At 73.6% G+C, this 13,255-nt stretch carries 12 protein-coding genes; 11 read left to right on the forward strand and 1 reads right to left on the reverse strand.

Annotated features, from left to right (window positions below):
* On the reverse strand, positions 1-898 hold an 898-nt coding region (locus tag ACLIYP_RS25445), incomplete at its 3' end, for an APC family permease (RefSeq protein ID WP_412715449.1).
* 262 nt (positions 899-1,160) lie between these two features.
* Here ACLIYP_RS25445 and ACLIYP_RS25450 point away from each other — a divergent pair.
* The 11 genes from ACLIYP_RS25450 (at position 1,161) to ACLIYP_RS25500 (ending at position 13,047) form a co-directional block, all read left to right on the forward strand.
* On the forward strand, positions 1,161-2,297 hold the full coding sequence (locus ACLIYP_RS25450; protein ID WP_412715450.1) for an RNA polymerase sigma factor: 1,137 nt from the start codon (positions 1,161-1,163) through the stop codon (positions 2,295-2,297).
* Positions 2,298-2,415: 118 nt separating this feature from the next.
* A complete protein-coding gene (locus ACLIYP_RS25455) occupies positions 2,416-3,378 on the forward strand; it encodes an ABC transporter ATP-binding protein (protein WP_412715451.1) in 963 nt (320 codons plus the stop codon).
* A complete protein-coding gene (locus ACLIYP_RS25460; RefSeq protein WP_412695997.1) occupies positions 3,375-4,145 on the forward strand; it encodes an MlaE family ABC transporter permease in 771 nt (256 codons plus the stop codon). Before ACLIYP_RS25455 ends, ACLIYP_RS25460 begins: the two co-directional genes overlap by 4 nt.
* Positions 4,146-4,341: 196 nt before the next feature.
* Positions 4,342-5,118 carry an MlaE family ABC transporter permease gene (locus ACLIYP_RS25465; protein ID WP_093663114.1) on the forward strand — a complete coding sequence of 259 codons (777 nt, stop codon included), beginning with the start codon at positions 4,342-4,344 and terminating at the stop codon, positions 5,116-5,118.
* Between the two features lie 3 nt (positions 5,119-5,121).
* Positions 5,122-6,396 (forward strand): MCE family protein, encoded by a 1,275-nt coding sequence (locus ACLIYP_RS25470; protein ID WP_412715452.1) that lies wholly within the window; start codon positions 5,122-5,124, stop codon positions 6,394-6,396.
* Entirely contained in the window at positions 6,393-7,520 is a 1,128-nt protein-coding gene (locus ACLIYP_RS25475; RefSeq protein WP_412715453.1) for an MCE family protein, read from the forward strand. The genes ACLIYP_RS25470 and ACLIYP_RS25475 overlap by 4 nt, the downstream gene beginning before the upstream one ends.
* Entirely contained in the window at positions 7,517-8,524 is a 1,008-nt protein-coding gene (locus ACLIYP_RS25480) for an MCE family protein (protein WP_412715454.1), read from the forward strand. Before ACLIYP_RS25475 ends, ACLIYP_RS25480 begins: the two co-directional genes overlap by 4 nt.
* A gap of 146 nt (positions 8,525-8,670) precedes the next feature.
* The gene (locus tag ACLIYP_RS25485; protein ID WP_412715458.1) at positions 8,671-9,798 is read left to right on the forward strand and encodes an MCE family protein; all 1,128 of its coding nucleotides are present in this window, start codon (positions 8,671-8,673) and stop codon (positions 9,796-9,798) included.
* Complete coding sequence (locus ACLIYP_RS25490; protein ID WP_412715455.1) at positions 9,795-11,210, forward strand: MCE family protein; 1,416 nt, start codon at positions 9,795-9,797, stop codon at positions 11,208-11,210. The genes ACLIYP_RS25485 and ACLIYP_RS25490 overlap by 4 nt, the downstream gene beginning before the upstream one ends.
* Positions 11,207-12,520, forward strand: coding sequence for an MCE family protein (locus ACLIYP_RS25495; RefSeq protein WP_412715456.1), 1,314 nt, complete (start codon positions 11,207-11,209; stop codon positions 12,518-12,520). The genes ACLIYP_RS25490 and ACLIYP_RS25495 overlap by 4 nt, the downstream gene beginning before the upstream one ends.
* Positions 12,517-13,047, forward strand: a complete 531-nt coding sequence (locus tag ACLIYP_RS25500; protein WP_412715457.1) for a hypothetical protein — start codon at positions 12,517-12,519, stop codon at positions 13,045-13,047. Before ACLIYP_RS25495 ends, ACLIYP_RS25500 begins: the two co-directional genes overlap by 4 nt.
* The last annotated feature ends 208 nt before the right edge of the window (positions 13,048-13,255 follow it).

Below are 13,255 nucleotides of genomic sequence, written 5' to 3' on the forward strand. Positions count from 1 at the left end.
GCTCCGGTGCGCCCGCCGCGCGCACCGCGTCGGCCAGCGGCGCGGTCGCCCGGCCCAGCGCGTCGCCGCCCAGCACGCCGAGCAGCGCGACCGCGACGGCGGTGTAGACGACCAGGGTGATGCCCAGCGCCAGGGGGATCGCCCGGGGGATGGTGCGGGCCGGGTCGCGCACCTCCTCGCCGAGGGTGGCGATGCGCGCGTATCCGGCGAAGGCGAAGAACAGCAGACCCGCCGCCTGGAGCACACCGCCGGGCGAGACGTCCCCGGACGTGTCCGCCCCGGACGGCGGGGACCAGAAGGCCAGCCGTGCGGCGTCCGCCTCGCCGGAGGTCAGGCAGACGACCACGACGGCGGCCAGCACCGCCAGGACGGTCGTCACGATCGCGCGGGTCAGCCAGGCGGTCTTCTGGACGCCCGCGCAGTTCACCGCCACCAGCGCCACCACCGCCGCGACCGCGACCGCGTGCGCCTGTTCGGGCCACACGTACAGACCCACCGTCAGGGCCATCGCCGCGCACGAGGCGGTCTTGCCGACCACGAAGCCCCAGCCGGCCAGATGGCCCCAGAAGGGGCCCAGCCGCTCGCGGCCGTAGACGTAGGTGCCGCCGGAGGCCGGGTAGCGGGCGGCCAGCCGGGCCGAGGAGGTCGCGTTGCAGTACGCGACCACCGCCGCCAGGGCCAGGCCGAGCAGCAGGCCGGCCCCGGCCGCCCGGGCCGCCGGGGCGAAGGCCGCGAAGACGCCCGCGCCGATCATCGACCCCAGGCCGATCACCACCGCGTCGCCGGTGCCCAGCCGCCGCAGCAGCCTCCCGTCCGTCCCCGTCCCCGTCCCGGCTCCGGCCTCCGCCGGTTCCCGGGCAGGCCCCTGGGCAGGTCCCCGGGCCGGTGATCCGCTCATGGTCGGTTTCCATCCTCTCCGTGAAAGTCCGCGGTAGCCGCCGGGAGTCCGGGCCTTCCGGCCGGCTCCGCCGGACACCGCCGGACACCGCCGGACGCCTCCGGACACCGCCGGACACCGCAGCCGCGTCCGATCCGGCGGGCGCAGCCCCCTCCCCACCGCGAGTACCGGACGGTAATGTCGGCTGGGAGGACGGTCGGCCTCCTCAGCAGGCACGTTCCGTGTTCCCGGCGGTTCGGTCCCGATGGTGCGGAGGAAGCGTATGGCGCGAGACAGCCGGCCGGCGCGTCCCGGTGGCGATCCGGAGGAGCGGTGGCAGCTCCTGTGGAGCCACCGCGAGCAGTTGCTGAGGGTGGCGCGGCGGCGCTCCCCCAGCCTGGAGGACGCCGAGGACGCGGTCCACGAGGCGCTGCTGAGGGCCTGGGAGAACCCGCAGGTGGAGGACGAGCGCCTGGGCGCGTGGCTGACGACGGTGACCGTGCGGCTGTGCGTCGACCGGCACCGGCAGATCAGCCGCGAGGCCGAGGTGGGCAGCCGCTCCACGCTCGCGGCCCCCGGCGCGCCGCCGGTCGAGGACGTGGTGTGCGACCGTGCGGAGGCCTCCTGGGTGGCGACGCGCAGCGTGGAGCTGCCGCCGCGCCAGGCGGAGGCCCTGTGGCTGAAGGCCGAGGACCTGGACGTCGGGCAGGTCGCCCGGAAGATGGGCCTGAGCTACCGGACGGTGGAGTCGCTGCTGGCCCGGGCCCGGCGCACGATGCGCGCCTCGCTCGCGGGGACGCTGGCCCTCACCGCGTGGCTGCTCGGCCGGGGCAAGGCGCCCGTCACGGGAGGTCTCCAGACGGCGGGGGCGGTGTCCACGGCGACCGTGGTGGCCGTCCTGGGCCTCGCGCTGCCCGCCTCGGAGCGGCCGCAGGACCGTCTCCCTCCCCGGGCCGGCGCCGCCCCGGCCGCCGAGCGGCCCGCGGCGGACGACGGGCCGGACCGGCCCGCGGCCCCCGGCCGTCCCGTCCCCGAAGGGGCGCGGCACACGGTGGAGCGGGCAGCGGAGAGCGGCCGCGGGGAGGAGCCGGAGTCCACCGCGAGCGGTGCGCCGGTGCTCCCGGAACCGCCGCGCCTGCCGGAGCTGCCCGGGCTGCCGGAGGGGACCGGCGTGCCGGAGGCCGGCGGGCTTCCGGGGCTGGAGCCCGGCGCCCTCCCCCGGCCGGATGCCCCGTCCCTGCCCGGCGGCGGCCTCGGCGGTCCGGACGCGGCGGCCGGCGGCTCCGTCGTCCCCGACGAGCTGTCCGGGACCGTCGAGGAGGTCCGGGGCGTCGGGGACGCGGCCGGGGACGCGGCCGGGGAGGCGGTCGGGAGCCTCACCGCGGATCCGGCCGAGGGCCCGGCCGGCGCCCTCCCCTGACCGGACCCGGCGCCACGGGGCCGGGGAACGAAAAACTCCGCGCCTTCGGCGACGGACGTCCCGGCCCTCCCCGTAGAGCGGGTGTACGCACCTGCTCCACGGCTGGAGGGCGGAACGGATGGGTGTCGAGATCCGTGTCGAAGGGCTGACCAAGTCCTTCGGCAGACAGGTCATCTGGCAGGACGTGTCCCTGACACTGCCGGCCGGTGAGATCTCGGTGATGCTCGGTCCCTCGGGCACGGGCAAGTCGGTCTTCCTCAAGACCCTCGTCGGCCTGCTGCGGCCGGACCGCGGCTCGATCACGATCGAGGGCAGGGACGTCACCCGGCTCCGCGAGCGCGAACTGTACGAGGTGCGCAAGCTGTTCGGCGTCCTCTTCCAGGACGGCGCGCTGTTCGGCTCGATGAGCCTGTACGACAACATCGCCTTCCCGCTGCGGGAGCACACCCGCAGGCCGGAGAGCGAGATCAGGCGGATCGTCCTGGAGAAGATGGACATGGTCGGCCTGATCGGCGCCGAGGAGAAGCTGCCCGGGGAGATCTCCGGCGGCATGCGCAAGCGGGCGGGCCTGGCCCGGGCGCTCGTCCTGGAACCGGAGATCATCCTGTTCGACGAGCCCGACTCCGGCCTCGACCCGGTGCGCGTGGCCTATCTGAACCAGCTCATCGTGGACCTGAACGCGCAGACCGGCGCGACGTTCCTGATCGTCACCCACGACATCGCCTCCGCCCGGCAGGTGCCGGACAACATCGGGCTGCTGTTCCGGCGCGAACTGGTGATGTTCGGGCCCCGCGACACCCTGCTGGCCAGCGGCGAACCGGTGGTCAAGCAGTTCCTCCACGGCCGGATGCAGGGCCCGATCGGCATGGCCGAGGAGAAGGACGCGGCCCAGGTCGAGCAGGAGCTGGCCGAGCTCGACGCCGGTGAGCACCGCGGGCCGCGCGGCGGCAAGGGCGCCTCGGGCGAGGGCGTGGCCCCGCGGCTGCTGCCCAGCCCCGGCATCGTCCGGCCGCCCCGCTGGGAGGCGATCGCCGAGCGCGAGGCGGAGCTGTGGCAGCGGGAGGGGGTGAAGGGCGCGTGAGCTTCTCGCCCGCCCAGGGGCTGCGGCACTCGGGCGCCCTGTTCGCCCTGGCCCTGGACGTCCTGCGCACCCTGCCCCGGCGCCCCTTCCAGTGGCGGGAGTTCATCCAGCAGGCGTGGTTCGTCGCCAGTGTCACGATCCTGCCCGCCGCCCTGGTCTCCATCCCCTTCGGAGCCGTGATCGCGCTGCAGATCGGCAGCCTGACGCGGCAGTTGGGCGCCGAGTCCTTCGCCGGGGCCGCCTCGGTGCTCGCGGTGCTGCGGGAGGCGTCGCCGATCGTCACCGCGCTGCTCATCGCCGGGGCGGGCGGCACCGCGATCTGCGCCGACCTCGGGTCCCGCAGGATCCGCGAGGAGATCGACGCCATGGAGGTCCTCGGCATCGACCCGGTCCACCGCCTGGTGGTGCCCCGGGTGCTGGCGACGATGCTGGTCGCCGCCCTGCTCAACGGGCTGGTCTCGGTGGTCGGGGTCTGCGGCGGCTACTTCTTCAACGTGATCCTCCAGGACGGCACCCCCGGCGCCTATCTGGCCTCCTTCACCACCCTCGCCCAGCTCCCCGACCTGTGGGCGGCCGAGCTGAAGGCACTGGTCTTCGGGGCCATCGCCGCGATCGTCGCCGCCCACAAGGGCCTGAACGCCAAGGGCGGGCCCAAGGGCGTGGGCGACGCGGTCAACCAGGCGGTGGTCATCACCTTCATGTTGCTCTTCGTGACCAACTTCGTGATGACCGCGGCGTACTTCCAGATCGTCCCGCAGCGGGGATAGGGAGACGACAGTGGCACAGCCATCGAGACCGCCGTCGGGACCGCCGCCGGAGCGGACGCCCGGACAGGCTGCGGAACGGCCCTCGGAACAGCCGCCGGAACAGCCGCGGACGGCGCGGACGGCGTGGACGGCGCGGCCCGCAACGGCGGGAGCGGTGAAACGCTTCCTCGGCCCACCTGCCCGCTCCCTGGAGGAGATGGGGACCCAGGTGGCCTTCTACGGGCGCTCCCTGGCCTGGACCGGACGCACCCTGCGGCGCCACAAGAAGGAGGTGCTGCGCCTGCTGGCCGAGGTGAGCTTCGGCCGGGGCGCGCTGGCGGTCGTCGGCGGCACCGTCGGCGTCATCGCCTTCCTCTCCTTCTTCACCGGCACCGAGGTCGGCCTCCAGGGGTACGCCGCGCTCAACCAGCTCGGCACCTCCAACTTCGTGGCGTTCCTCTCCGCCTACTTCAACACCCGCGAGATCGCGCCGCTGGTGGCCGGGCTCACCCTGTCCGCGACCGTCGGGGCCGGCTTCACCGCCCAGCTCGGCGCCATGCGGATCAGCGAGGAGGTCGACGCGCTGGAGGTGATGGGCGTCCCCTCGCTGCCGTTCCTGGTCACCACCCGCATGATCGCCGGGTTCGTCGCGGTGATCCCGCTGTACGTGATCGGGCTGCTCTCCTCCTACCTCGCCGCCCGGACCATCACCACCGTCTACCACGGGCAGTCCACCGGCACCTACGACCACTACTTCCAGCAGTACCTGCCGCCGGTCGACGTGCTGTGGTCGTTCGGCAAGGTGATCGTCTTCGCCGTCGTGGTCATCCTCGTCCACTGCTACTACGGCTACCACGCCACGGGCGGCCCGGCGGGCGTGGGCATCGCCGTCGGCCGCGGGGTGCGCACCTCCATCGTCGCCGTCAACGTCCTGGACTTCTTCCTGAGCCTGGCGATCTGGGGCGCCAGCACGACCGTGCGGATAGCGGGGTAGCCGATGCCGAACACCACACCGGCCGCCCGGCTGCGGCTGTACGGACTGGCCTTCACCGCCGTGCTCGCGCTGCTGCTCTCGCTGACCGTCGCGGTGTACCGGCAGGCGTTCACCCCGGTGGTCCCCGTCACGCTGGAGGCCGACGCCCTCGGCAACCAGCTGCGCGAGCGCGCCGACGTCAAGCTGCGGGGACTGATCGTCGGCGAGGTCCGCGAGGTGCGGGCCGACGGCGAGAAGGCGACCCTCGAACTCGCGCTCAAGCCGGAGCACACCTCCCTGATCCCCTCCGACGTCCACGCGCGCCTGCTGCCCAAGACGCTGTTCGGCGAGAAGTACGTCGACCTCGTCGTCCCCGGGAACCCCTCCGGGAGGCCCATCCGCGCCGGAGACGTCATCACCCAGGACCGCACCAGGGTCGGCATCGAGCTCCAGCGGCTGATGGACGACCTGCTGCCGCTGCTGCGCACCGTCGAGCCCGGCCGGCTCAACGCCACCCTGTCGGCCTTCGCCACCGCCCTGGAGGGGCGCGGCGAGGAGATCGGCGACAACCTCGTCCGCCTGGAGGGCTACCTGCGCCGCCTCAACCCGCACCTGCCCTCGCTCCAGGAGGACATCTCCCGCTTCGCCGACGTGGCCGAGATCTACGGGGACGCCGCGCCCGACCTGATGAGGGTGCTGCGCAACGCCCTCACCACCAGCCGCACGCTGGTCGAGGAGCGCGAGACCCTGGCGTCGTTCCTCACCGGGACCACCACCGCCGCCGGCACCGGCCGCGCCTTCCTGGACGACAACGGCGACCGCATCGTCACCCTGGGCCGCGTCTCCCGTCCGACCCTGGCCCTGCTCGCCCGCTACTCCCCCGAGTACCCGTGCCTGCTGGAGGGCCTGGTGGAGCAGGACAAGCGGCTGGAGAAGGCCTTCGAGGGCGGGCGGATGCACATCACGCTGGAGGTCGTCCCCGTCCGGCCCGGCTACCGCCCCGGCGAGGAGCCCCGCTACGAGGACCGCCGCGGCCCGCACTGCGCGGGCATGCCCGCCCCGCCCGTACCCGCCCCCCAGCGCCGGTTCGAGGACGGCACCTCGGACGCCCGCCACGCGGGCGCGGCCTCCTCCGGCCGGGGCGGGGCCCCGGGCCGGGTGTCCGCCACCGGCCCCGAACAGCGGGTGCTCGGCGCCCTGGTGGCCCCGGTCATGGGCGTGCCCGCCGACGAGGTGCCCGCCGTCACGACCCTGCTCTTCGGCCCGATGGCCCGCGGAACGGAGGTGAGCGTCGCGTGAACTCCAGGAGCGTCACGGCGCCGCTGGTGAAGTTCGGCCTCTTCACGGTGGTGACCGTACTGGCGACCACAGTGCTGGCGGCGACCATCGTCACCATCTCCTTCACCCCCGAGGACACCTACCGGGCGGTGTTCAGCGACGTCACCAGCCTGGAGGAGGGCGACGACATCAGGGTGGCCGGAGTCCGGGTGGGCGAGGTTGAGTCCATCAGGATCCGGCAGGAGGGCGCCGGGGACGGCGGGGGCCGCGAGGAGGGCGAGGGCGGCAAGGACGGTGAGAACGGCGGGAAAGGCAAGGACGGCGGGAACGGCAAGGGGCCGCGCACCCTGGCCGAGGTCGTCTTCACCGTCTCCCGCGACCGGCCGCTGCTCACCAGCACCCGCGCAGTCATCCGCTACCGCAACCTCGTCGGGCAGCGGTACATCGCGCTGACGGAGGGCGCCGGCGACGGCAGGCGGCTCCCTCCCGGCGGGCTCATCCCCCTGAAGCGGACCCAGCCCGCGCTCGACCTCAACGTGCTGCTCAACGGCTTCAAGCCGCTGTTCGCCGCGCTGAGCCCCGAGGACGTCAACAAGCTGGCGACCGAGATCATCAGGACCTTCCAGGGCGAGGGCGGCACGGTGCGCAGCCTGCTGGCCCACACCGCCTCGCTCACCACCACCCTCGCCGACCGCGACGAGCTGATCGGCTCGGTGATCGACAACCTCAACTCCGTGCTGGACACGCTGGACGAGCGCAGCACCCGCTTCTCCGGCCTCCTCGTCCAGCTGCGGCGGGTGGTCTCGGGCCTGTCCGGCGACCGGAAGGCGATCGGGGACTCGCTGACGGGCATCAACGACCTCACCGCGGCCACCGCCGGCCTGATCGACGAGAGCCGCCCGCCGCTGCGCACCGACGTCGCCGAGCTCGGCGAACTCGCCGGCACGCTCAAGGAGAACGAGAAGACCGTGGAGGGCGTCCTGAAGCGACTTCCGAACAAACTCGACAAGCTGACCGCCACCGCCACCTACGGCTCCTGGTTCAACTTCTACCTGTGCGACTTCGACGGCCGGATCGTCCTGCCCGGGACCGCGGAGGCGGTCACGCCCCGGTTCCGCGTCGAGCAGGGGAGGTGCCGGCCGTGATCCCCTTCCGGGAACGCAACCCGCTGACGGTCGGGGCCGTCGGCCTCACCGTGATCGCGCTGCTGGTCGGCGCGGCGTTCAACGCGGACGACCTGCCGCTGATCGGCGGCGGCGAGCGGTACAGCGCGGCCTTCTCCGAGGCCGGCGGCCTCAGGCCGGGCGCCGAGGTGCGCATCGCGGGCGTCAAGGCCGGGAAGGTCGACGCCGTCGAGCTCGACGGCGACCACGTCAAGGTCTCCTTCCGGGTCGAGGACGGGCCGGAGCTGGGAGACCGCACCGGCGCCTCCATCCGCGTCAAGACGATCCTGGGCGCCAAGTACCTCGCGCTGGAGCCCGCCGGGCCCGGCAGGCTGGAGCCGGGCAGCGAGATCCCGCTGGACCGCACCGTGCCTGCCTACGACGTGGTGGAGGCGTTCAGCGATCTGACCACCACCACCGAGGAGGTCGACACCGAGCGGCTGGCCGACGCCCTGGACACCGTCTCCGCCACCTTCGAGGACTCCCCGGCCGAGGTCAGGGCGTCCATCAAGGGCCTGTCGAAGATCTCCAGGACCGTGGCGTCCCGCGACGCCGAACTGCGCGAGCTGCTGGAGAACGCCAGTGGTGTCAGCGGCGTGCTGGCCGACCGCGCCGAGGACTTCACCACCCTGGTGAAGGACGGCGACAAGCTGTTCCGGGAGATCAGCAAGCGGCGCAGGGTCATCCACGCGCTGCTGAGGAACGCCTCGGCGCTCGGCATCCAGCTCTCCGGGCTGGTCCGGGACAACCGCGCGCAGCTCGGCCCGGCCCTGAAGAACCTCGACACGGTGGTCACCATGCTGGAACGCAACCAGGAGAGCCTCGACCGCAGCGTCAAGCTGCTCGCGCCCTTCGCCCGCGTCTTCACCAACACCCTGGGCAACGGCCCATGGTTCGACAGCTACGTCCAGAACCTGGTCGCCCCCGCCCCCGTGGCGCCCGGTGGCGGGCCTTCCGCGGACGTGCCGCCGGGAGGTGGACGATGAGGCGGCCCGCCCTCGCCCGGATCACCCGGCTTCCCCGGCCCGCCCGGCTCGCCCGGCTCCGGCTCACCCCCCGGCGCACTCTCCCGGCCCCGCTGCGGCGCCTCGCGGACCGGGTCCCCGCCGCACGCCGGCCGGCCGCGCGCCGCCTGGCGCTCGTCCTGGCCCTGGCGGTCCTGGCCGGTGCGGCCGTCGTGCTGTGGCCCCGGCAGGACGACATGCGGATCACCGCCTACTTCCCGCGCACGGTCGGCATCTACCCCGGCTCCGACGTGCGCGTCCTGGGCGTACGCGTCGGCGAGGTCACCGAGATCACCCCGCAGGGCGACCGGGTCCGCGTCCGGCTGGAGCTGCCGGCCGACCGCAGGATCCCGGCGGACGCCAAGGCCGCGATCATCAACTCCTCGGTGGTCAGCGACCGTTACGTCCAGCTCCTGCCGGTCTACCGCAAGGGCCCGGCGCTGGAGGACGGCGCGGTCATCCCCGAGGAGCGCACGGCCGTGCCCGTCGAACTCGACCGCGTCTACCAGAGCCTGCACACCACCGCCGAGGCGCTCGGCCCCGAGGGCGCCAACGAGGACGGCTCGCTCTCCCGGCTGCTGGGGGTGAGCGCCGACACCCTGGACGGCCAGGGGGAGAGGATCCACCAGACCGTCGAGGACCTCTCCGAGGCCGTCACCACCCTCTCCGACGGCCGCGGGGACCTGTTCGACACCGTGCGCGGCCTCCAGGTGTTCACCTCGGCGCTGGCGGACGACGACGACAGCGTCCGGGCCTTCAACGACAGCCTGGCCGATGTCGCCGACCAGCTCGCCGGCGAGCGCAAGGACCTGGGGAAGGCCATCAGGCACCTGGCGGCCGCGATGGCGGACGTGTCCGCCTTCGTCCGGGACAACGAGAAGTCGATCACCTCCAATGTGAAGGGGCTGAGCAAGGTCACCCGCATCATGGTCGAACAGCGCGCCGCCCTGGAGGAGTTCGTCGACGTCGCCCCCGCCGGGCTCTCCAACCTGGACCTCGCCTACAACCCGGCCTCCGGCACCCTCGACACCCGGAACAACCCGCACTTCCCGCAGGACCCCGCCTCCCTGCTGTGCTCGCTGCTGAGAACCACCGGCGAGGACGGCGCGGCGGGCGAGGACTGCGCGGACATCCGCGAGCTGTTCGACTCCCTTCCCGAACTGCCCGACTCGGCAAGGCCGTTGGGCGAAGGCCCGGCGGCGGGGGCGCCCGGCATCGACCGGACGCTCGGCGGAATCCTGGAGGCCCGGGCATGACCGCGCACCCGTACGGCTCCGCGCCAGGCCGTCCCGCACTCCGCAGTCCCGCGCCCGGCCGCCCCCTGCCCCGCCGTCCCCTGCTCCGCCGTCCCCTGCCGGGGGTGGCCCTGCTGGGGGCCCTGTCGGGATCGCTGCTGCTGTCCGGCTGCGGCTTCGGCGGGCTGCACGACGTACCGCTGCCCGGCGGCGCCGCCGCGGGCGACGACGCGTACCGCGTGACCGTCGAGTTCCGGGACGTGATGGACCTGGTGCCGCAGTCCTCGGTCAAGGTCAACGACGTCACGGTGGGCGCGGTCGAGAAGGTGGAGCTCGACGGCTGGAAGGCCCGGGTGCGGCTGCGGATCTCCGACTCGGTGAAGCTGCCGGGCAACGCCGTCGCCGAGCTCCGCCAGACCAGCATCCTCGGCGAGAAGTACGTCTCCCTGTCCGCGCCGCCGGCCGGCGTCGAGCCGGCGGGCAGGCTCGGGGACGGCGACCGCGTCCCGCTGTCCCGCAGCGACCGCCACCCGGAGATCGAGGAAGTGCTGTCCGCCCTGTCGGCGCTGCTCAACGGCGGCGGCGTGGCCCAGCTCAAGACGATCACCAAGGAGCTGAACAGCACGCTGGACGGCCGCGAGGACCGGATCAAGGCCCTGCTGGAGGAACTGGACACCTTCATCGGCGGCCTCGACGACCAGCGCGACGAGATCGTCCGCGCGATCGAGGGCATCGACCGGCTGTCGAAGAGGCTGAGGAAGGAGGAGAAGACGATCGGGAAGGCCCTGGACGACATCCCTCCCGCCCTGGAGGTCCTGGCCGACCAGCGCGGCGACCTGACGAAGATGCTGCGCGCCCTGTCCAGGCTCGGCACCGCCGGCACCAGGGTGATCAACGCCTCGCAGGACGACCTGGTGGCCAACCTGCGCCATCTGCGGCCGATCCTCAAGCAGTTGAACGCGGCGGGCGACGATCTGCCCAACGCGCTGGAGCTGATGACGACCTATCCCTTCCCGCGCAACGTCGTGGACTCCATCCGGGGCGACTACGTCAACCTGGAGGTCACCGCCGACCTCGACCTCAAGAGCCTCTACGGCAACCTCGACGACGGCCCCGGCGACCCGCGGACCCCCCGCCCGCCCGGGCCGCCCGGCACCCCCGAACTGCCGGACGTACCCGAGCTGCCGGACGTACCCGAGCTCCCCGAGATCCCCGGCGTCCCGGACACCCCCGACGTCCCCGGGCTGCCCGAGCCCCCCGGCGGGGATCCGGACGGGGATCCGGACGGGGGCGGCGGCCCGCTGTGCCCGCCGCTGTGCACGGGAAGCCCCGCCGCGTACCGCGCCCCCGCCCCGCTCCACTCCGGCGCGTACCGCGCCGACGGCGTGGACCGGGCGCTCGCGGACCTGATGACGAAGGGGATCTGGGGATGATCACTCGTACCGTCAAGGCGCAGCTCGCGGCGTTCGCCGCCATCACCGCCGTCGGCGTCTCCTACGTCGGCGCCGAGTACGCCGGGCTGGCCGACCGCCTCCTGGACCGCGGCTACACCGTGCGGGCCGAGTTCGCCGAGTCCGGCGGCATCTTCACCGGCGCCGAGGTCACCTACCGGGGCGTCCCGGTGGGCCGCGTGGGAGAACTGCGGCTGTCCGGTTCCGAGGGCGTCTCGGTGGAGCTGCGCATGGAGGACGGCCCGCGCATCCCGGCCGACACCCTCGCCGTGGTGGCCAACCGCTCCGCCATCGGCGAGCAGTTCGTGGACCTCCAGCCCCGCACCCGCGGCGGCCCTGTCCTGCGCGACGGCAGCACGATCCCCCGCGGCGACACCCGGGTGCCGCTGCCCACCACCGACATGGTCCTCAGCCTCGACCGGCTGGTCGCCTCCGTGGACCGGCGGGACCTGCGGGTGACCGTCCACGAACTGGGCGACGCCTTCGCCGGCACCGGCCCGCACCTGAGCCGCCTGGTGGACTCGGGCGACAAGCTGATCGGCTCGGCGGACGACGCCCTCCCGCAGACGGTGAAGCTGATCGAGGACTCCCGCATCGCCCTGAGGACCCAGACGGACAAGGGCTCGTCGATCAAGTCCTTCTCCCGGGACCTGGCCGACCTCACCGCCCAGCTCAAGGCCAGTGACGGCGACTTCCGCAAGCTGCTGGGCGGCGGCACGTCCGCCGCCCGCGAACTGGACTCGCTGCTGAAGGACAACCGCTCCGCCCTGCCGGTGCTGCTCGGCAACCTGATCAGCGGAGCCCAGATCGGGGTCGCCCGGCTCCCGGCCATCGAGCAGACGCTCGTCACCTTCCCCGCCGTGGTCGCCGGCAGCTCCACCGTGGTGCCCGGCGACGGCACCGTCCACTTCGGCATGGTGCTCAACGCCGACCAGCCGCCGTCGTGCCGCCGGGGATACGAGGGCACCCGGTGGCGCGACCCCTCCGACACCGGCCACCGCCCGGCGAACACCTCGGCCCGCTGCACGGCCCCGCGCGGCGGCGAGACGTCGGTGCGCGGCGCCCAGAACGCGCCCCGCCCGTCCGGCTCCTCCTCCACCTCCCAGTCCCGTTCCCCCTCCCAGTCCCAGTCCCCGTCCGGCGCCCCGTCGTACGTCACCCCCTACGACCCCGAGACCGGCCTGGCCGCCGCGCCCGGCGGCCAGGTGGTCCGGATCGGCGCCACCGGCGGGGCGCAGAGCCTGTTCGGAAAGGACTCCTGGCAATGGCTGCTCGTAGGACCCGTGGCATGACCGCCCGGCTGTCCGCCGCCCGCGCGGCGCTGCGCTCCCTCATCGTGCGGCGCGGCGGGCTCCTGCTCACGGTGCTCACCGCCCTCGCCGTCCTGCTGACGGGCCTGGCCTCCTACTTCGGCCTCCAGCTCTACCAGCGGCACCAGGACGACAGGCGCCACCGCGACGTGCTGGCGGCCGCCCGCCAGATGACCGTCAACTTCACCTCGATCGACTACCGGCACTACGAGCGGGACGGCGAGAACGTCCTGAAGGGCGCCACCGGCGACTTCAAGGAGCAGTTCGCCGCGCAGACCGAGGAGCTGACGAAGCTGGTGGCCGAGAACAAGTCGGTCTCGAAGGGCCATGTCCTGGAGGCGGGCGTCGTCCGCGCCGACGAGCGCTCCGCCCGCGTCCTGGTGGTGGCCGACAGCAGGGTCACCAACACCGCCGCCCCCGAGGGCCAGGTACGCAACTACCGCCTTCAGCTCGACCTCGTGCACGAGGACGGGCGGTGGCTGACCTCCGACATCGAGTTCGTCGGCTGAGCCGGCCGCACACCGCACCAGCGAGGAGGACCACCATGGCGAAACCGACTCTCCGGCACCGCTCCGTCACCGCCGCCGCAACCCGCGCCGCGGCCAGACGCGCCGAGCGGGCGCGGGCGGACGCGGACCGGACCGGGCTCACCGAACGTGCGGCGCGTACGGACCGCACAGGGCGCGCGGACCGGACCGGACGCACCCGGCCGGGGGC

It is taken from the genome of Streptomyces nanhaiensis (genome assembly GCF_046614825.1).
GTDB classification, from domain to species: Bacteria; Actinomycetota; Actinomycetes; order Streptomycetales; family Streptomycetaceae; genus Streptomyces; species Streptomyces radiopugnans.

Excerpts from the sequence above, each read along its gene's own strand:
- ACLIYP_RS25450 (WP_412715450.1), top strand. The coding sequence starts at position 1,161 with ATGGCGCGAGACAGCCGGCCGGCGCGTCCCGGTGGCGATCCGGAGGAG.
- ACLIYP_RS25455 (WP_412715451.1), top strand. The coding sequence starts at position 2,416 with ATGGGTGTCGAGATCCGTGTCGAAGGGCTGACCAAGTCCTTCGGCAGA.
- ACLIYP_RS25465 (WP_093663114.1), top strand. The coding sequence starts at position 4,342 with ATGGGGACCCAGGTGGCCTTCTACGGGCGCTCCCTGGCCTGGACCGGA.
- ACLIYP_RS25470 (WP_412715452.1), top strand. The coding sequence starts at position 5,122 with ATGCCGAACACCACACCGGCCGCCCGGCTGCGGCTGTACGGACTGGCC.
- ACLIYP_RS25490 (WP_412715455.1), top strand. The coding sequence starts at position 9,795 with ATGACCGCGCACCCGTACGGCTCCGCGCCAGGCCGTCCCGCACTCCGC.
- ACLIYP_RS25495 (WP_412715456.1), top strand. The coding sequence starts at position 11,207 with ATGATCACTCGTACCGTCAAGGCGCAGCTCGCGGCGTTCGCCGCCATC.
- ACLIYP_RS25500 (WP_412715457.1), top strand. The coding sequence starts at position 12,517 with ATGACCGCCCGGCTGTCCGCCGCCCGCGCGGCGCTGCGCTCCCTCATC.